The 17,021-nt window shown below is 67.2% G+C and carries 20 protein-coding genes; 6 read left to right on the top strand and 14 right to left on the bottom strand.

Annotated features, from left to right (window positions below):
* The first annotated feature begins 40 nt into the window (after window positions 1–40).
* Window positions 41–748 carry a hypothetical protein gene (locus ACTIEF_RS08025; RefSeq protein ID WP_439471608.1) on the top strand — a complete coding sequence of 236 codons (708 nt, stop codon included), beginning with the start codon at window positions 41–43 and terminating at the stop codon, window positions 746–748.
* 1 nt (window position 749) lies between these two features.
* Here ACTIEF_RS08025 and flhA read toward each other — a convergent pair whose 3' ends face one another.
* From flhA to fliQ, 10 genes are all read right to left on the bottom strand, one after another.
* The gene (flhA, locus tag ACTIEF_RS08020; protein ID WP_439471908.1) at window positions 750–2,843 is read right to left on the bottom strand and encodes a flagellar biosynthesis protein FlhA; all 2,094 of its coding nucleotides are present in this window, start codon (window positions 2,841–2,843) and stop codon (window positions 750–752) included.
* 10 nt (window positions 2,844–2,853) lie between these two features.
* Window positions 2,854–3,777 (bottom strand): class A beta-lactamase, encoded by a 924-nt coding sequence (gene bla / locus ACTIEF_RS08015; RefSeq protein ID WP_439471607.1) that lies wholly within the window; start codon window positions 3,775–3,777, stop codon window positions 2,854–2,856.
* A gap of 3 nt (window positions 3,778–3,780) precedes the next feature.
* A complete protein-coding gene (gene flbD / locus ACTIEF_RS08010; protein ID WP_439471606.1) occupies window positions 3,781–5,175 on the bottom strand; it encodes a sigma-54-dependent transcriptional regulator FlbD in 1,395 nt (464 codons plus the stop codon).
* Window positions 5,176–5,212: 37 nt separating this feature from the next.
* Entirely contained in the window at window positions 5,213–5,545 is a 333-nt protein-coding gene (gene fliN, locus ACTIEF_RS08005; protein ID WP_439471605.1) for a flagellar motor switch protein FliN, read from the bottom strand.
* Complete coding sequence (locus ACTIEF_RS08000) at window positions 5,545–6,195, bottom strand: flagellar assembly protein FlbE (protein WP_439471604.1); 651 nt, start codon at window positions 6,193–6,195, stop codon at window positions 5,545–5,547. The genes fliN and ACTIEF_RS08000 overlap by 1 nt, the downstream gene beginning before the upstream one ends.
* Before the next feature lies 1 nt (window position 6,196).
* Window positions 6,197–7,222, bottom strand: coding sequence for a flagellar motor switch protein FliG (fliG, locus tag ACTIEF_RS07995; RefSeq protein WP_439471907.1), 1,026 nt, complete (start codon window positions 7,220–7,222; stop codon window positions 6,197–6,199).
* A 14-nt stretch (window positions 7,223–7,236) separates the two neighbouring features.
* Window positions 7,237–8,877 carry a flagellar basal-body MS-ring/collar protein FliF gene (gene fliF, locus ACTIEF_RS07990; RefSeq protein ID WP_439471603.1) on the bottom strand — a complete coding sequence of 547 codons (1,641 nt, stop codon included), beginning with the start codon at window positions 8,875–8,877 and terminating at the stop codon, window positions 7,237–7,239.
* A 94-nt stretch (window positions 8,878–8,971) separates the two neighbouring features.
* Window positions 8,972–10,048: a flagellar biosynthesis protein FlhB gene (gene flhB, locus ACTIEF_RS07985; RefSeq protein WP_439471602.1), complete on the bottom strand. Its 1,077-nt coding sequence runs from the start codon at window positions 10,046–10,048 to the stop codon at window positions 8,972–8,974.
* Entirely contained in the window at window positions 10,041–10,811 is a 771-nt protein-coding gene (fliR, locus tag ACTIEF_RS07980; protein WP_439471601.1) for a flagellar biosynthetic protein FliR, read from the bottom strand. Before fliR ends, flhB begins: the two co-directional genes overlap by 8 nt.
* A gap of 7 nt (window positions 10,812–10,818) precedes the next feature.
* Window positions 10,819–11,082 (bottom strand): flagellar biosynthesis protein FliQ, encoded by a 264-nt coding sequence (gene fliQ, locus ACTIEF_RS07975; RefSeq protein WP_439471600.1) that lies wholly within the window; start codon window positions 11,080–11,082, stop codon window positions 10,819–10,821.
* A gap of 123 nt (window positions 11,083–11,205) precedes the next feature.
* On the opposite strand from fliQ, the gene ACTIEF_RS07970 reads away from it, so the two are divergent.
* The 3 genes from ACTIEF_RS07970 to ACTIEF_RS07960 all read left to right on the top strand — a co-directional run bounded on the left by ACTIEF_RS07970 (window position 11,206) and on the right by ACTIEF_RS07960 (window position 14,093).
* A complete protein-coding gene (locus tag ACTIEF_RS07970; protein ID WP_439471599.1) occupies window positions 11,206–12,315 on the top strand; it encodes a hypothetical protein in 1,110 nt (369 codons plus the stop codon).
* Window positions 12,312–12,887: a GTP cyclohydrolase I FolE gene (folE, locus tag ACTIEF_RS07965; RefSeq protein WP_439471598.1), complete on the top strand. Its 576-nt coding sequence runs from the start codon at window positions 12,312–12,314 to the stop codon at window positions 12,885–12,887. Before ACTIEF_RS07970 ends, folE begins: the two co-directional genes overlap by 4 nt.
* A gap of 123 nt (window positions 12,888–13,010) precedes the next feature.
* Entirely contained in the window at window positions 13,011–14,093 is a 1,083-nt protein-coding gene (locus tag ACTIEF_RS07960; RefSeq protein WP_439471597.1) for an acyltransferase family protein, read from the top strand.
* A gap of 8 nt (window positions 14,094–14,101) precedes the next feature.
* Here ACTIEF_RS07960 and ACTIEF_RS07955 read toward each other — a convergent pair whose 3' ends face one another.
* The 4 genes from ACTIEF_RS07955 to flgB all read right to left on the bottom strand — a co-directional run bounded on the left by ACTIEF_RS07955 (window position 14,102) and on the right by flgB (window position 15,718).
* Window positions 14,102–14,485 carry a VOC family protein gene (locus ACTIEF_RS07955; protein ID WP_439471596.1) on the bottom strand — a complete coding sequence of 128 codons (384 nt, stop codon included), beginning with the start codon at window positions 14,483–14,485 and terminating at the stop codon, window positions 14,102–14,104.
* Between the two features lie 78 nt (window positions 14,486–14,563).
* Window positions 14,564–14,863: a flagellar hook-basal body complex protein FliE gene (locus ACTIEF_RS07950; RefSeq protein ID WP_439471595.1), complete on the bottom strand. Its 300-nt coding sequence runs from the start codon at window positions 14,861–14,863 to the stop codon at window positions 14,564–14,566.
* A 10-nt stretch (window positions 14,864–14,873) separates the two neighbouring features.
* Entirely contained in the window at window positions 14,874–15,293 is a 420-nt protein-coding gene (gene flgC / locus ACTIEF_RS07945; protein WP_439471594.1) for a flagellar basal body rod protein FlgC, read from the bottom strand.
* Between the two features lie 20 nt (window positions 15,294–15,313).
* Window positions 15,314–15,718 (bottom strand): flagellar basal body rod protein FlgB, encoded by a 405-nt coding sequence (gene flgB, locus ACTIEF_RS07940; RefSeq protein ID WP_439471593.1) that lies wholly within the window; start codon window positions 15,716–15,718, stop codon window positions 15,314–15,316.
* Between the two features lie 149 nt (window positions 15,719–15,867).
* Here flgB and ACTIEF_RS07935 point away from each other — a divergent pair, with 149 nt between their 5' ends.
* A complete protein-coding gene (locus ACTIEF_RS07935; protein ID WP_439471592.1) occupies window positions 15,868–16,143 on the top strand; it encodes a flagellar biosynthetic protein FliO in 276 nt (91 codons plus the stop codon).
* Window positions 16,140–16,958: a flagellar type III secretion system pore protein FliP gene (gene fliP, locus ACTIEF_RS07930; protein ID WP_439471591.1), complete on the top strand. Its 819-nt coding sequence runs from the start codon at window positions 16,140–16,142 to the stop codon at window positions 16,956–16,958. The genes ACTIEF_RS07935 and fliP overlap by 4 nt, the downstream gene beginning before the upstream one ends.
* Window positions 16,959–17,021: the final 63 nt, after the last annotated feature.

Here is a 17,021-nt window from a genome sequence, read left to right as displayed (position 1 = left end):
GTAAAGATTATCCGGTCTTGATCGGGGGAGAGGGACTCTAATGGTCTGGTGGTGGTGGATTATACCGGCGGTCGTGGGACTGCTCGGGCTGGTGTTGATGGTGAAGGGCCTCGGCGCCCTGTTTCGCGGCAAGGTCTTCGGCGGCCTGCTGGGCGGGGTCGGCGGAGCCGGCTTCATGGCCCTGGCGGCGACCGCGGCCCTTCTGGCGCTGGACGTCCAGACCTATTCCCGCCTGACCTATGAGCGTCCCGTCGCCACCATCACGACCCGCCAGCTCGGCCCGCAGTATTTCGAGGCCACCGTGATCCAGGCCGGCCAAGGCGAAAACCTGCCTGCGGCGACCAATCTCTATCCCCTGCACGGCGACGAGTGGCGGATCGAAGCCCAGGTCCTGAAGTGGAAGCCGTGGGCCAATGTGCTAGGCTTGGACACCCAATACCGGCTGGACCGCCTGTCGGGTCGCTATCAGTCGATCCAGCAGGAAATCAACGCCGAGCGCAGCGTCCATCCGTTGACGGTGACCAACACGGACAACGGCCTGCCCTGGCAGATCAGCACCTGGGACACGGCGCGGAAGTACCGCAAATACGTTGACGCTGTGGACACCCTGTACGGCGGCGCGGCCTATATGCCGATGGCCGACGGGGCGCGGTATGAGGTCTGGATCACCCAATCCGGCCTGATCGCCCGCCCGGTGAACGACGCCGCGCGCAACGCCTCGGCGGGCGGCTGGACCGAGGTCAACTGACCTAGACTGACCCGATGGTCCGCAGGCGGGCCTTGGGGTGGACCTCGTTCTGGCTCATGACGACGGTCTGGCCGCGGAAGCGTTCGATGATCGAGCGGACGTAAGGTCGAACCTGCGGGCCGGTGAGCAGGACCGCCGTCTCGCCCGCCATGGCGGCGCGTTCGAAAACGTCGCGGACAGCGCGGATGAAGTCCTGCAGGCGCGACGGGGCCATGGCCAGTTGCTTGTCCTCGCCGGGGCCGATCAGGCTTTCGGCGAAGGCCTGCTCCCACTCGGGCGACAGGGTCACGATGGGCAGGGCGCCGTCGTCGCCCTTGTGCTGCCAGCACAGCTGACGAGCCAGACGGGCGCGGACGTGTTCGACCAGGGTGGTGACCGAGCTGGTATGCGGCGCGGCCTCGGCCAGACCTTCCAGAATGGCGGCCAGATCGCGGATCGAGACCTTCTCGCGCAGCAGGGATTGGAGCACACGCTGGAGCGTGGTGACGGTGACGACCGAGGGAATCAGTTCGTCGACCAGCTTCTTCTCTTCCGCGCCCAGCTCCTTCAGCAGCTTCTGGACCTCGGCGTAGGAGAGCAGGTCGGCCATGTTCTCCTTGAGAATTTCTGTCAGGTGGGTGGTCAACACCGTCGAGGGGTCAACGATGGTGTAGCCGCGGAAGGTGGCCTCCTCGCGCAGGCTTTCGTCGATCCAGGTGGCGGGCAGGCCGAAGGCGGGCTCGCGCGTGTGCTCGCCGGGCAGCTCGACCTGACGACCGGCGGGGTCCATGGCCATCAACGAGCCCAGACGCACCTCGCCGGCCCCGGCCTCCATCTCCTTGATGCGGATCGCGTAGCCCTGGGTGCCGAGGCGCATGTTGTCGAGGATGCGGACCGACGGCATGACGAAGCCGTACTCCTGGGCCAGCGAACGGCGCAGGGCGCGGACCTGATCGGTCAGACGGCGGCCCTCCAGATCGTTGATCAGCGACAGCAGGGAATAGCCCAGCTCGATCTTGACCTCGTCGATGGTCAGGGCGGTGCCGATGGGCTCCTCGACATCCTCCTTGGGCCCGCTGGTGGTCTCGGCCAGTTCGGCCTCGGTCGGCTGGGGCTTGAGCCGGGCGCGGCCCAGACGCCAGGCCATGAAGCCCGCGCCCGCGGCCAGGGCCATGAAGGGGATGATCGGCATGCCGGGGATCAGGCCGATCAGGGCCGACGAACCGGCGACGACGCCCAGCGACACCGGGTTGGTCGCCAACTGGCTGACGAAGGCCTTGTCGGCAGTGCCCTCGACGCCCGCCTTCGACACCAGGAAGCCGGCGGCGATCGAGATGATGATGGCCGGGACCTGGGTCACCAGACCGTCGCCGATGGTCAGCTGGACATAGGTGTTGGCCGCGTCGCCGACCGGCATGCCGTGCGAAATGACGCCGATCAGGATGCCGCCGATCGCGTTGATGAAGGTGATGATCAGGCCCGCCACGGCGTCGCCGCGCACGAACTTTGACGCACCGTCCATGGCCCCGAAGAAGGTCGATTCCTGCTCCAGCTCCTTGCGGCGCAGCTTGGCCTGGTCCTCGGTGATCAGGCCCGCCGACAGGTCGGCGTCGATGGCCATCTGCTTGCCCGGCATGGAGTCCAGGGTGAAGCGGGCGGACACTTCGGCGATCCGGGTCGAGCCCTTGGTGATGACGACGAAGTTCACCACCAGAATGATGGCGAAGATGATCACCCCGATGATGAAATTGCCGCCCATCATCAGCTCGCCGAAGGCGGCGATGACCTGACCGGCGGAGGCGTGGCCCTCCTGACCATGGGTCAGGATGAGGCGTGTCGAGGCCAGGTTCAGGCCCAGACGGAACAGGGTCGAGACCAGCAGCACCGTCGGGAAGATGGCGAAGTCGAGCGGCCGCTTCATCATCACGGCCGTCATCAGGATCAGCACCGACGACACCAGCGAGAAGGCCAGCAGCAGATCCAGCAGGAATTTCGGGATCGGCAGGATCAGCAGCATGATCACGCCGATCACGCCGACGGCCATCATGACCTCGCCGCGCATCAGCCAGCCGCGCATGTCCATGGCGGTGGGACGGGCGTAGCCGTCCTTCATCATGATCGGGGCATCAGTCATGGCCGAGCGCCTTCAGGGCGAGGCGGGTCGCTTCGGCGACGACCGCCTCGTTCTGCTCCGAGGAGGAAGCGCGGTCAGCGTGATAGTAGACCGCGATCACGACGGGTTCGCCGGACGGCGGGGTCAGGACGCCGATATCATTGGTCGGGCCATAGCCGCCGGTGCCGGTCTTGTGCGCGACGGTCCAGCCGGCGGGAACGCCCGCCTTGATGCGGTTCGGACCGGTGGGCGTGTCGATCATCCAGCGGGTCAGCAGCGCCTTCGACGCCGGGCTCAGCGGCGTGTCGGCGTCCACGAGCAGACGGCGGATATTGGCCACGGACTGGAGCGGCGTGATGGTGTCCTTGTCGCCGTCCAGACGATTCATCTCGGGCTCGAGACGGTCCACGCGGGTGCTGTCGTCGCCGATGCCGCGATAGAAGGCGCGCAGCGCGTCGAGGCCGCCCATCTCGCGGATGAGGATGTTGGCCGCGGGATTGTCGCTGAGCTCGACCGTGCCCTGCATCAATTGCTCGATCGTCAGGGTCGAGCCGACGGCAGGCTCCGTCGTCGGAGCGTGGTTGAGCATGTCGGCGCGAGTGATCGGGACGGCGCGGTCCAGCCGCTCCTGCCCCGCCTGCACGCGCAGCAGGGTGGCGGCGGCGAGATACATCTTGAAGGTTGAGCAGTAGACGAACCGCTCGACGCCGCGCGATGCGAGCGTGCGGCCGGCGGCCGTGTCCAGCGCCGCGAAACCGATGCGACCGCCGTTGGCCGTTTCCAGCGCGGACAGGTCGAGGGCTTCGATCACAGCGGGATCAGACGCCCACGCCGACGGCTTCACCGCCGCTGTTTCAGCGGACGGCTGCGAACAACCCACGACGCCGATGGCGCCGAGGCCGGTCAGGACGCTTCTGCGGTCCGTTACCGTGGTCATGGATCAGGCTGCGTAGCCGGAGGCCGCGACACCCGACTGGGGCGCGGGGATCGACGTGCCCTCGTCGGCGTATTCGTTCAGCTTGTTGCGCAGGGTCCGGATCGAGATGCCCAGGATGTTCGCGGCGTGGGTGCGGTTGCCCAGGCAGTGCGACAGGGTGTCGAGGATCAGGGTCTTTTCCATCTGCGCGACGGTCTGGCCGACGTGCGAGCGGGTGACGACGTCAGCGGCGTGGGCCGCGCGGGCCGCCGGACCGGCGTCCGCCGGGGACGCGCCATAGGCGCCGGCGGTCAGGGGCTGGCCGTCCGGCAGGCGGATGGCCTCGACGTCGATCTTGGGACCGACCGCCAGCAGCACGGCGCGGTGCATGGCGTTTTCCAGCTCGCGGACGTTGCCGTTCCAGCGGTGGCTGGTCAGGGCGCGCTTGGCGTCCAGCGAGATCGGACGCACCGGCACGCCGTTGGCGGCGGCGTATTTCTTGACGAAGTGATCGGCCAGCACGGCGATGTCGCCCGGACGCTCGCGCAGGGCGGGCAGGCGCAGGTTCACGACGTTCAGGCGGTACAGCAGGTCTTCGCGGAAGCTGCCCTCGGCGACCGACTTGGCCAGGTCGCGGTTCGAGGTGGCGATGATGCGGATGTTGACCGGAACCGGCTTGGTCCCGCCGACGCGGTCGATGACCCGCTCTTGGATGGCGCGCAGCAGCTTGGCCTGCAGGCGGACGTCCATCTCGGAGATTTCGTCCAGCAGCAGGGTGCCGCCGTCGGCCTCCTCAAACTTGCCGATGCGGCGGGCCAGGGCGCCGGTGAAGGCCCCCTTCTCGTGACCGAACAGCTCGGACTCCAACAGATTGTCCGGTATGGCCGCGCAGTTGACGCTGATGAACGGACGCTCGGCGCGCTTGGACCCCGAGTGCAGGTAGCGGGCCATGACTTCCTTACCGACGCCGCTTTCGCCGGTGATCAGGATCGAGGCTTCCGAGCGGGCGACCTGGTCGGCCAGCTGGATGACATGCTTCATCGACGGGTCGGCCGAGATCATCGGGCGCTCGTCGTCGGCCACCGCCGACAGGACCGCCGCGATCAGGTCCGCTTCCGGCGGCAGGGGGATGAATTCCTTGGCCCCGGCGCGGATGGCGTTGGCGGCGTCCACCGCGTCGGCGTCGACGCCGCAGGCGACGACCGGGACATGGATCCGCTCGTTCTCATTGGCCGAGATCAGGGCGGCGATGTCGACGCGATAGTCGACCATCAGGAGGTCCGCGCCCTGGCCTCGTCGCAGTTGCTCCGTCGCCTGATCGCCGCGCTCGACGTGCTGGACCTTGGCGCCGTGCGCCATGGCCATCTTCACCGCCGTCGCCAGCTGTCCGCTGAGCCTGCCAACCACCAGAAGCCGCATGGGTCTTCTCCTCTAATCTCTACGCCCGCGTCGCCGATCAGGCGCCGCTGTCTTCCGTCTTGATGATTTCCGTCATGGTCACGCCCAGACGGTCTTCGACGACCACCACCTCGCCGCGGGCGACGAGACGGTTGTTGACGAAGATATCGATGGCCTCGCCGACCTTGCGGTCCAGCTCCAGCACGCTGCCGCGGTTCAGCTTCAGCAGCTGGGCCACGGACATGTGGGCCTTGCCCAGCACGGCGGAGATGTTGACGGGGACGTCGAAGACCGGCGCGAGGTCGTGCGCGGTCTTGTCGGTGTGCTCTTCGTGGGGCGCTAGTGCGGATGAGTCGGGGAACTCTTCCAGCGCCATGGAGTCGGTGGCCATCAGGACCTCCCGTTCAGGGTTTCAGCGTGCCCGGCCTCGGCGGCCAGGGCGGAATTCAGGGCCTCGAGCATGCGGCCGAAAGCGGCTTCGGGTTCGAAGTCGGCGCGCCCATCGGCCCATTCCAGACGGAAGGCGGCGGGCGGCAGGCCCGGCTCGTCGCGGAAGGCCAGCACGCCCGAGAAGCCGGCGTCGGCGGCCATCTGCTGCAGGCGCTCGCGGGTCTCGTCGTTCAGCTCGCCGGTGCGGATGACCAGACGGGGCGAGGCGTCGATCTCCTGCCCCAGAGCCTCCAGCGCGGCCTGCAACGGGGCGTGGGGGAAGCGATCCAGCGCCGCGGCGGAGACCACTCGGGCGGCGGCCATGGCCAGTTCCGCCGACTGCTCGCGGTGCGCCTGGGCGATCTGGGTCAGGGCGGGGGCGGCCGACGCCAAGGCCTGACCGATCGAGGACAGGGCCATGGCCTGGATGCTGGCCACCTCGGCCAGGGCCGTCTCGCGCGCCTCGAGCGCGGCCTGGGCAACGAGCGCCTCGACCTCGACCTGGCTCCACGCCCGTTTGACCGAACGCCACGAGGAATTCTGCACCACCTCGCCACCGGCGTCGAACTCGGTGTCGAAGAAGAAGGCTCTCTTTTCGGGTTGCGCGCTCATGTCAGTAGATCAACTCGTCGTCGCCGCCCTGGCCGACCAGCATGATCTCGCCCTTGGCGGCGAGGTCCTTGGCGACCTGAACCATGGCCATCTGGGCCTGATCGACGTCCTTCAGACGGACCGGCCCCATCGACTCCATGTCTTCGCGCATGATCTTCGACGCGCGCTCGGACATGTTGGAGAAGAACAGTTCGCGCAGGCTCTCGGAGGCGCCCTTCAGGGCCAGGCCCAGCGAGTCCTTCTCGACCGCGCGCAGCAGGGTCTGGATGCCGCCCGGGTCCAGCTTGGCCAGATCCTCGAAGACGAACATCAGGGCGCGGATGCGCTCGGCGGACTCGCGGTTGCGCTCCTCCAGCGCGCCGATGAAGCGGGCCTCGGTCTGACGGTCGAACGAGTTGAAGATGTCCGCCATCATCTCGTGGCTGTCGCGCTTGGACGTGCGGGCCAGGTTCGACATGAACTCGGTGCGCAGGGTCTGCTCGATCTTGTCGAGGATGTCGCGCTGCACCGGCTCCATGCGCAGCATGCGCTGGACGCATTCCAGGGCGAAGTCCTCGGGCAGGCTGGTCAGGACACGCGAGGCGTGGTCCGGCTTGATCTTGGACAGAACCACCGCGACCGTCTGCGGATATTCGTTCTTTAGGTAGTTGGCGAGGACGGCCTCGTTCACATTCCCCAGCTTGTCCCACATGGTCCGACCGGCGGGGCCGCGGATTTCCTCCATCAGGGCGTCGACGCGATCGCCCGGCATGAAGGAGGCCAGCAGTTTCTGGGTCTGCTCGTAGCTGCCCATGACGGCGCCCGAGCTGCTCATGCCCGAGACGAACTCGACCAGCAGCTCCTCGACCACCGAGGCGCTGACGGTGCCGAGCGAGGCCATGGCTTGGGAGATCTCCTTGATCTCCTCCTCGTCGAGCCCTTCCCACAGCTTGGTGTGGTCCTCGCCGAGCGACAGCAGGACGACGGCCGCCTTCTCGGGGCCGGTCAGTTTCCTGGCGTCCTCTACGGCCGGCTTCTTGGTGACCATACGGGCGCCGGACATCAGCCTTCGTGCACCCAGCTACGGATGATCGAGGTCGACTCTTCCGGATGGCGCTCGACGAAGTCGGCGACCTTCTTGACCGAGGAGGCCTTCACCTGACCCTCGATGCGGGCGATGTCGAGGCGCTGCTCCATCTCGGACGGGCCGCTCAGCTGGGCCAGACCGCCCGCGCCGCCGACGATGGTGGTCTGCAGCGAGGTGACCGGCGCGCCGCCCGGGCCCGCCAGCTGGGGCTGACCGGCAGCGGGGGCGCCGCCGCCCGTGGCCGTCTTCAGCAGGGGACGCAGGACAAAGAAGATCAGCAGGACGCCGGTGATCAGGAGCACCAGCAGCTCCACGCCCCGCATCATGTCGTCCTTGGTGAAGTTGAACAGCGAGGCGCCCGCCTCCTCGCCGCCGACGGCCAGCGGGTCGCGGTTGAACTGCACGTTCAGCACTTCGATCTTGTCGCCCCGAGCCTCGTCGATGCCGACGGCGGCGGCGACCAGCGACTTGATCTGGGCGATTTCCTCGGCGGTGCGAGGGGCATAGGTCGGCTCGCCGCCGTTGGCGCCCGGCGTCCACTTGCCGTCGACCGCGACCGAGACGGCCAGCTTCTTGATCTCGCCGGCTTCCTTCACCGTGGTCGTGGTGGTGTTGGAGATTTCGTAGTTGGTGGTCTCGGTGTTCTGGGTGTCGCGCGAGCCCTGCGGGGTCACGGCGGGAGCCTGACCGCCCGGAATGTTGTTGGTCGCCGTGGCGCCGCCGTCAGGCGCGCCTGAGGTGTCGGTGCTTTCCGTGCCGTTGGTCGAGGTCGAGCGGACGACCTGGCCATCCGGATCGAAGCGCTGTTCCTGGGTGGTCGAGCGGGCGTGGTCGATCTCGGCGGTGACCTGCACGCGCGCGCCGCCGACGCCGACGACGCCCTCGACGATGTCCTTGATGCGGGCCTGCAGTTGTCCCTCGGTCTGGCCGCGCGCCTCTTCCGCCGAGGCGGCGCTGAAGCCCTGATCGCTGGTCCCGGCGGCCAGGGTGCGGTTCGAGGTGTCGGTCAGGGTGACCTTCTCGGGCTTCATATTGGGCACCGAGGAGGCGACGACGTTGCGGATGGCCTGGACCTGGGCGCCGGTCAGCTGGCCGCCGGTCACGCCCACGACCACCGAGGCGGTAGGCTCGGCGGCCTGCGACTGGAACAGTTCGCGGCGCGGCAAGGCGATCATGACCCGCGCCGACTGGATGCCGCGCATGGTCTGGATGGTGCGGGCCAGCTCGCCCTCGAGGGCGCGCTTTTCGTTCAGGTTCTGCTGGAACTCGGTCTGGCCCAGCACCGACTGGTTGTCGAAGATCTCGTAGCCCACGCTGCCCGAGCTCACGAGCCCCTTGCCCGCCACCAGCATGCGGGCCTCGCCCACCTGGTCGCGGTTGACGAAGATGGTCGAGCCGTCGCCCTTGGAGGAGTATTTGATCCCGGCGCTGTCCAGCGCCGTGGTGACTTCCGAGGCTTCACGCAGGTCGAGGTTGGAATACAGCAGGGCGTCCGGCGCCTGGCCGATGCGCAGCATGACGGCGATCAGCACCGCCGCGACGCCGGCGGCGACGCCAAGCACCACGGCCAGCCGACCGATCCCGAACTTCTGCAACGCCGCCGTGAAGCCGCCCACGCGTCCCCGCCCCGATACTCACGGGACACTCATTCGACCCGCTGGGCAGAAAATGCCGGGCGCATGGTAAACGCCGCGTTAAGACCCGCGGATATCAGCGCTTCCTGCGCTGCCCCATGACGAAGCCGATGACCTTGGCGGCGGCTTCGAAGTGTTCGCGCGGGATGGTGTCGTCAATCTCGACGGCGGCGTAGAGGGCGCGGGCCAGGGGCACGTTCTCGACGATCGGCACATTGTGCTCGCGCGCGACCTCCCGGATGCGCAGGGCGACCGCGTCCACGCCCTTGGCCACGCAGACCGGGGCGGCGTCGCCCTCGTTCGGCTCATAGCGCAGGGCCACCGAATAGTGGGTCGGGTTGGTGATGACGACCGTGGCCTTGGGCACGTTCTGCATCATCCGCTGGCGGCTGCGCTGGGCGCGGATCTGCTTCAGCTTCGCCTTGACGTGCGGATCACCTTCGGACTGCTTGTAGTCTTCCTTGACCTCTTCCTTGGTCATCATCATCCGCTTGTTGAAGCGGAAGCGCTGCCACAGATAGTCGGCCCCGGCGGTGAAGCTGAGGAAGATCAGGGCCGCCGCCATCAGGGCGATGGCCATGTCGCGGGCCAGCGGCAGGATGGCCGCGGGCGGCATGGCCGCCATGTTCTCGAACTCGCGCACATGCGGCTTCATCACCATCCAGCAGATGAAGCTGACGGCCAGAAGCTTGAGGAAGGTCTTCAGAAACTGGACCAGACCGTCCGGGCCGAAGATGCGCTTGAAGCCCTCCAGCGGGCTGACCCGGTTCCATTGCGGCTTCAGCTTGTCGCCGGTGAACAGGATGCCCGACTGGGCCAGGTTGCCGCCCGCGCCGCCGATGATGGTGGCCAGCATGACCGCGCCTAGGAAGGGCGCGATGGCCCACAGGGCGCGCCCGCCGATCTCGACGCCCGCGCCCGCGTCCAGCCCGCCCAGCATGGCGTGGGGCGAGGCGATGAAGGGCAGCATCTGCTCGGCGATCTGGCTGGCGAACATGCCCCCGGCGGCGAGGATGACGGCGGCGGCGCCCAGCAGGGACAGGGCTGAACCGACGTCCGCCGACTTGGCGACGTCACCCTTCTTTCGCGCGTCCTCAAGTTTTCGGGGTGTCGCCTCTTCTGTTTTCGACTCGGGATCGGAGCCTTCAGCCACCGGCGCCTCCCGCGAAGATCTGGGCGAGGGCGCGGTAGCGGTCGATGAAGACCGTGCCGAGCACGCCGAGGCTTAAGGCGAAGATCGAGAGCCCCAGAATGACGCTGAGCGGGGCGGCGGCGAAGAAGACCTGGAACTGCGGCATGACGCGGCCGACCAGTCCCGAGGCGAGGTTGAAGATCAGGGCGAAGACCAGCAGCGGAGCCGACAGCTGGACCCCCAGCGCGAAGCTGTCGCCCAGCGTCCGGATGGCCAGGGTGGTGAAGTCACCGGTGACCAGCGGGCGGGCCGGAGCGATCAGTTCATACGAGCCGACCAGCCCGGCGATGAACAGGTGATGGGTGTTGGTCGCGAAGATCAGCGTCGTGCCCAGCAGCATCAGGAAAGCCGAGATGGTCGTGCCCGGCTGGGCCTGCATCGGGTTGGCGGTCTGGGCGAAGCTGAGAGTGGTCTGCAGCGAAACAATCTCGCCCGCCGTCGACAGGGCGGTCAGGAAGCTGCGCAGCAGGGCGCCGATCATCAGGCCGACGATGACCTCGCGGATGATCCAGCCGGCCATGCCGCCCAGGGTCGCCGGCAGGGCCGGAAGCGCGCCCGCCACCACCGGCCACAGGGCCAGGGTCACCACCAGGGCGAAGGACAGGCGGATGCGCGGCGGCACATAGCTTTCGCCCACGCCGGGCAGCATCAGCAACACCGCGCCGATCCGGGCGAAGATCAGCGCGCCCTGCCAGACCTGGTCTGATGTGGCGTAGGGCTCCACGCGCCGGTCACATGCCGGCGATGCGCGCGGCGATGGTCCGCATGAAGCCGCCCAGCAGGGCGCCCATCAGCGGCAGGAACAGCAGTAGCGAGACGAAGATGGCGATGATCTTGGGCGCATAGATCAGGGTCTGCTCCTGGATCTGCGTCAGGGCCTGGAACAGGCCGATGACCACGCCGACCACCAGACCGACCAGCAGGATGGGCGTGCACAGCTGGATCGTCAGCCACAGGGCGTCACGACCTACATCCAGAACTTCCGCGCCGTTCATGCCACGCTCCAGAGGCCGCAACACGCGCAGCCGAACTGGGCAAGAAATGCCGGGAGCGTGGTTAACAAGGCGTTAGTGATACGCGATTGGCGAGACGACAGCCGTGCGTGGTAGCTCTGCGGTATGGCAGCCACCCCCGCCCTCTCCGCCTCACTCGCGGCATTGCTCCAGTTATTGGGAGAGGAACTATCGACTGGTCACGCTCGACTTGAGACGGTGAACCGTCTCGTCGAGGAACTTTCGTCCATTCCCCCGGAGAGGATTTCGCGGGTGGCTGAAGCACTTCAGGGCAGCCCCTTCCTGTACGGCTACCTGCCATCGCAAATCATCCAGACTCCCCCGAGCCTGCCAGACAAGGTTTTCCGGTTCCTGAACCCGGCCATACCGGAGCGGAGACCGCGTCGCCGCGCGGAGTCGCTGGACCTCCTGAAACAGACGCCCCGGCTGGAGTACCTCTTCCTGTTCCACAGCGACGGCTATGTGCGCGAGGCGGCGGTCCAGAAGCTGGCGGCGACACCGTCGCCGTTCTTCGCCTCGGCGCTGGCCCTGCGCCTGAATGATTGGGTCCCACAGGTTCGTCGGGCGGCGGGACAGGCCATCGGTCGGATTTTCGGCGACGGCGACGCCCCGGTGCTGGCCGAAGCCGCCCTTTTCCTGCTCGCGCGCACACCGTTCTGGTCCCGCAATCCCGCTGCGGTTTCGGTTCTGTCCGACGCCCTCACCCGGTCTGACGTGGTTGAGGCGCTTCTGCTGCGGCTGGAGACGCGTCGCGACGGCTTGGCGCTGGACGCGCAGCGCGCCGCGATGATGAGCCCGGCCCTCGACGGCCACCTTCTGACTTTGGCGACGAAGGCCAACAATCCGGCCGCCCGGATGATCGCCTTCGACGCCTTGCTGCGGGGCGAAGTCCGGCGCCGGACCGGGTTCCGGCGGCAGTGGATCGACCGCGCGTTCAACCTGTACCGTCGCGTGCCCACCTTCGACCGCCGGAACATAGAGCGCCCTCTGCCCCTACGAGACCTGATCGGTCTGGCCGCGCAGGATCGGTCAGCTGCCGTGAGACGCATCGCGGGCGACGTACTGGTGACCAACCGCCGCGACCTGCCGGACATTGCGCCCTTGCTGGCGCAGTTGCGTCATGACCGTTCCGCCGCCGTCCGGCAGCGCATCGCCTTCATCGACCGTGATCTGGGGCTGGAAACTCTCGCCGCTTCGGGGTCTAAGACCCCATGACCAAGCAGAGCATCACCCAGGCCGACGCCGAAGCCGCTGTCCGCACCCTGATCGAATGGGCCGGGGACAATCCCGACCGCGAGGGCCTGCTGGAAACGCCAGCGCGCGTGGCCCGCAGCTATCGGGAGCTCTACGAGGGCTATGAGATCGATCCGCGCCAGTATCTGGAAAAGACCTTCGAGGAGGTCGGCGGCTACAATCAGATGGTCGTGCTGAAGGACATCCGCTTCGTCAGCGCCTGTGAGCACCACATGCTGCCGGTCGTCGGCGTGGCGCATGTCGGCTACCTGCCCACCGACCGGGTGGTCGGCATCTCCAAGCTGGCCCGGGTGGTGCGCGGCTTCGCGCGGCGCCTGCAGATCCAGGAGAAGATGACCTCCGAGATCGCCCTGGCCATCGAGGAAGTGCTGCGTCCGCAGGGCGTGGGCGTGGTCATCGAGGCCGAGCACAGCTGCATGACCCTGCGCGGGGTCAATGCGCCGGGCGCCAGTCTGACCACCAGCCACCTGAGCGGCGTGATGCGGGACGATCCGCGCACTCGCGAAGAGTTCCTGCGCCTGACCCGGAAATAGTCGAGCGGGAACGGCCCGGTCCTTGCGACTTATTGCTCGAAGGAGGCAGGTCTGATGCCCTGGACAGCGATTTCGACCCGAAATGAGACACTCCCCATCGTTCGGGGCGGGTGGCTCGACGCGTTGCGTTTCATTGTGGCCAGCCTGATCATCCTGCACCACTTCCAGATGTCAGCCCCCGTGCCGCTGGCGGAAGGCGTGCATCCCGTGTTCGAACGGGGCGGCTTCCTGCTGACCAACTTCTTCCTGATCGACAGCGGCTATGTGCTGATGCGGGTCTACGGGGCTTCGGTCGCCAAGGGCTCGATGTCGGCGGGCGACTTCTTCCTGAAGCGCTATCTGCGGGTCGTTCCCGCCCACCTGATCATGGGCCTGTCGCTGGTGGCGCTGGTCGTCGTCGGCGGCGCCTTCGGCTTCGCCCCCCGGGCGCCGGAGTGGTTCCGCTGGGACCAGCTGTGGGCCCAGCTGTCGCTGACCCAGGCCTATGGGGTGCACGGCGGCTACGGCTGGAACGCGCCCAGCTGGTCGATCTCGGCCCTGATCGGCTGCTATCTGGCCTTCCCGTGGATCCTGCGCGGACTGGTCAAGCTCGGGCCGTGGACCGTGCTGGTCACGGGCGTCGGGATGTACCTGGTGGCCAACCAGCTGACCTGGGCGCTGCTGGGCTATCCGGTCTATCAGATGCCGATGGGCTTCGGCTTCTTCCGCGCCCTGCCGCTGTTCTTCCTGGGCATGTCGCTGGCATGGTTCGCCCAGAAGGTCTGGATCGAACCCCGGCTGGCGGGTTGGGCCGGGATCGGTGCCGCCCTGCTGCTGGCCTTCGTCCAGTATTTCGACAAGCACGCCCTGATCTCGCTGGCCTGTATCTCGACCATCATCCTGGCCGCCGGCGCCACGCCGACGCCGCGCCCGTCGAAATTCATCGAGAAGGCCGCCCAGGTCTCGTTCTCGATGTTCATCACCAATGAGGTGGTGCGCATCGCCTGGTTCGGCGTGGCCAATGTGCTGATCGCCAGATACGCCCTGCCCTCGCCGGTGCAGTGGGGTCTGTGGTTCGCGGGCGTGGCGGCGGCCTTCGTCTTCGCCTTCCTGTTCCACAACCTCATCGACACCCCGATCCAGGACCGCATCCGCGGCTGGCTGAAGTCCCGCCGTCGCCCGGCGACCGAGGCCAAGCTGCAGCCGGTCGTCTCGATCGACGGCTGAGCGGGACGCTACATCCCCTCGATCAGGTGCAGGATGTTGCCGTCGGGGTCCTTGAGCCAGACCAGCTTGGCCGGTCCGGCCTCATGGATGTCGCCGTTCAGCGTCAGGCCCATGTCCGGATAGTGTTCGAAGACGACACCCTTTGAGCGCAGGTCGTCGACGACCTCGATCAGATCGCCCTTCATCTCCCAGGTCACCGCATTGGCGCGGTTGGTGCCGGCGAAGTCGGACACATAGACGGTCAGCTGGGTCTGGCCGGTGCGGAAGACCAGCACGCCGGTCTCCGCGCCGGACTCGATCAGGGTCAGGCCCAGCGTGTCCTCATAGAAGACGCGGGCGCGGTTCAGGTCGCTGACGGCGACGATGGCGGATGAGCTGCGGTCCTTGAGCATGGCGACCTCTCTCGTCCGGAAGCAGCGTACGAGGCCGCAAGCCGTTCCGTGTCAGCTGCGTTCAGCCGACAGACAACGTCAGATCGGCATCCGCATGATTTCCTGATAGGCGGAAATCACCTGATCGCGGACGGCCATGACCTGCTCCAGCGACGCCTCGGCGGAGCTGACGGCGGTGACCACGTCGATCAGGCTGCCCTGCCCCTGAACAGCCGAAGCCATCTGGGTTTCGGCGGCGCGCGAGGCTCCGGTCATGTCGCCCATGACGTTGGTCAGCATCTCGGCGAAGCCGGACTGCTGGGGCGCGGCCACGGGGGCGGTGGGCATGGCCCCGCCCTGGATCGCCGAATAAGCCTTGGCCGCCATCAACGGGTTCATGGATCAGCCCTTATTTCTTGATCAGGTCGAGGGTGCGCATCTCCATGGAGCGCGCCGTCTCGATGACGTTCAGGTTGGCTTCGTAGGCCCGCTGGGCCTCGCGCATGTCCATGGCCTCGACCAGGGTGTCGACGTTGGGCCGCAGGACATAGCCCTGAGCGTTCGCCGCCGGGTGCGAGGGATCGTATTCCGAGCGGAAATTGCCCTGGTCAGGCCGAACCTCGGCCAGGGTCACGCCGGTCGCGCCGTCAATCTCGCGCGCCTGGAAAACGGGGATCTGGCGGCGGTAGGGTTCGCCGCCCGGGGTCTGGGCCGTCGACTGCGCGTTGGCGATGTTCTCGGCGATGATGCGCATGCGCGACTGCTGCGCCTTGAGCGCGCTGGCCGCGACGGCCATGGCGCTGTTTCTGGGCGGGACGGGATCAGGCATCGGTCATTCCCCTGTCAGGATCAGCGGCCGGGCGCGCGGGCGGCCATGCGGAGCATCTGCATGGACTTCTGGTAGAAGCCGATGGCGGCATCGTAGGCCATGCGGCTCTCGGCCATCTTCAGCATCTGCTCCTCGACCACCACGGCATTGCCGTCGAGCGTGGTCTCGGAGTCCGGCGCCGACACTGTGTCGAAGCGCGGCTGCTGGCCCGCCGGGGCGATGTGCATGGCGCTGGTGCGGGTCATCTGCAGACCACCGCCGCTGCGCAGGGCGGCCGCGAAGTTCGACGGCTGGTTCAGGTCACGACCGACGTAGCCGGGCGTGTCGGCGTTGGCCACGTTCTGGGCGATGACACGCTGGCGCTCGTCCAGCCATGACAGGCGGCCCTTGATCTGGCCCAGCAGCGGAAGATCGGTGAAGCCCACGGGCGGCGCGTCTCCGGGCGAGGATCGCCCACGGTTCGATGGGCAGAAAATGCCGCCTGCATGGTTAACAAGACCTTATCTCAACACAGCGTTAACCATGATCGCCGAAGTGTTGCGCGTCGGAATCAGTCGCCGGCGGGGCCTGTCGCATGAACTTCCTCGATCTGCTCAGGGCCGTTTTCGCCCTGGCTTTCACCCTCGGCATCATCGGCCTGGCGGCCTGGGCGGCGCGTCGATACGCGCCCCAGCTGCTGGCCAAGCTCAGCGCCGAGCGGGGCGAACGCAGGATGCAGGTGGTCGAGACCCTGGTGCTGGACCCGGCCCGCAGGCTGGTTCTGGTCAAGGTCGACAACGAGGAGCGCCTGCTTCTGCTGGGCGAAGGGCGTGAGCTAATCGAGCCGCGCGGTCCGGAGGCGGGCAAGTGAGCCTACTGAAGAGCGTGTTCGGCCTGCCGACCCGCGCGGAGCTGAAGCGCGCGGCCCTGCTGTCGCTCCTGACCACCCTGCTCTGCCTGTGCTGGCCGCTGGCCGCGCTGGCCCAGGACGTCGCGTCCGGCGGCGCGGCGATCAACGTCGATCTGGGCACCGGCGCGGGCCTGACCGAACGGGTGGTCCAGTTGGTCGGCCTGATGACGGTCCTGTCGCTGGCGCCGTCCATCGTGATCATGACCACCAGCTTCGTGCGAATCGTCGTGGTGCTCTCCCTGCTGCGCACGGCGCTGGGCATGCAGCAGTCGCCGCCCAATGCGGTTCTGGTCTCCCTGGCCCTGTTCCTGAGCGCCATCGTCATGGCTCCGACCTGGCAGGACGCCTATGATTCGGGCATCCGCCCCCTGCTGGACCAGCAGATGGAGCTGCCTCAGGCCTTCGATGCGGCATCAGAACCTGTGAAGACTTTCATGCTGGGTCAGGTCGATCAGGACGACCTCGCCCTGTTCACCCGTCTGTCCAAGATCGAGGCCCCGCAGCAGGCCATCGACCTGCCCCTGCGGGTGGTCACTCCGGCCTTCATGATCAGCGAGCTGAAGCGGGCCTTCGAAATCGGATTTCTCCTTTTTGTTCCGTTCCTTGTGATCGATTTGGTGGTCGCCAGCGTGCTCATGTCCATGGGTATGATGATGCTGCCGCCGGTGGTGATTTCGCTGCCGTTCAAGCTGATCTTTTTCGTGCTCGTGGACGGCTGGAGACTGGTCGCCGGGAGCCTCGTAGAGAGCTTCCAGCGAGGGGCCGGCGGCGGATAAATCCCCACCCTGCGGGGGTTACAGCGCCGATGACGCTTGCCTTGCGGATAAAAAGCGGCGTTG

The sequence above is a fragment of the Brevundimonas sp. genome (assembly GCF_051858995.1).
Taxonomy (GTDB): Bacteria; Pseudomonadota; Alphaproteobacteria; order Caulobacterales; family Caulobacteraceae; genus Brevundimonas.
Note: the sequence above shows the minus strand (reverse complement) of the source record. Positions and strands in the feature narration are given on the sequence as shown.

Bases quoted from the DNA above. Each gene is read 5' to 3' on its own strand.
- fliN (WP_439471605.1), bottom strand. From the start codon at position 5,545: ATGGCCACCGACTCCATGGCGCTGGAAGAGTTCCCCGACTCATCCGCA.
- ACTIEF_RS07950 (WP_439471595.1), bottom strand. From the start codon at position 14,863: ATGAACCCGTTGATGGCGGCCAAGGCTTATTCGGCGATCCAGGGCGGG.
- ACTIEF_RS07955 (WP_439471596.1), bottom strand. From the start codon at position 14,485: ATGCTCAAGGACCGCAGCTCATCCGCCATCGTCGCCGTCAGCGACCTG.
- fliQ (WP_439471600.1), bottom strand. From the start codon at position 11,082: ATGAACGGCGCGGAAGTTCTGGATGTAGGTCGTGACGCCCTGTGGCTG.
- bla (WP_439471607.1), bottom strand. From the start codon at position 3,777: ATGACCACGGTAACGGACCGCAGAAGCGTCCTGACCGGCCTCGGCGCC.
- fliG (WP_439471907.1), bottom strand. From the start codon at position 7,222: ATGGTCACCAAGAAGCCGGCCGTAGAGGACGCCAGGAAACTGACCGGC.
- flbD (WP_439471606.1), bottom strand. From the start codon at position 5,175: ATGCGGCTTCTGGTGGTTGGCAGGCTCAGCGGACAGCTGGCGACGGCG.
- ACTIEF_RS07970 (WP_439471599.1), top strand. From the start codon at position 11,206: ATGGCAGCCACCCCCGCCCTCTCCGCCTCACTCGCGGCATTGCTCCAG.
- ACTIEF_RS08000 (WP_439471604.1), bottom strand. From the start codon at position 6,195: ATGAGCGCGCAACCCGAAAAGAGAGCCTTCTTCTTCGACACCGAGTTC.
- ACTIEF_RS08025 (WP_439471608.1), top strand. From the start codon at position 41: ATGGTCTGGTGGTGGTGGATTATACCGGCGGTCGTGGGACTGCTCGGG.
- ACTIEF_RS07935 (WP_439471592.1), top strand. From the start codon at position 15,868: ATGAACTTCCTCGATCTGCTCAGGGCCGTTTTCGCCCTGGCTTTCACC.
- folE (WP_439471598.1), top strand. From the start codon at position 12,312: ATGACCAAGCAGAGCATCACCCAGGCCGACGCCGAAGCCGCTGTCCGC.
- flgC (WP_439471594.1), bottom strand. From the start codon at position 15,293: ATGCCTGATCCCGTCCCGCCCAGAAACAGCGCCATGGCCGTCGCGGCC.
- flhA (WP_439471908.1), bottom strand. From the start codon at position 2,843: ATGATGAAGGACGGCTACGCCCGTCCCACCGCCATGGACATGCGCGGC.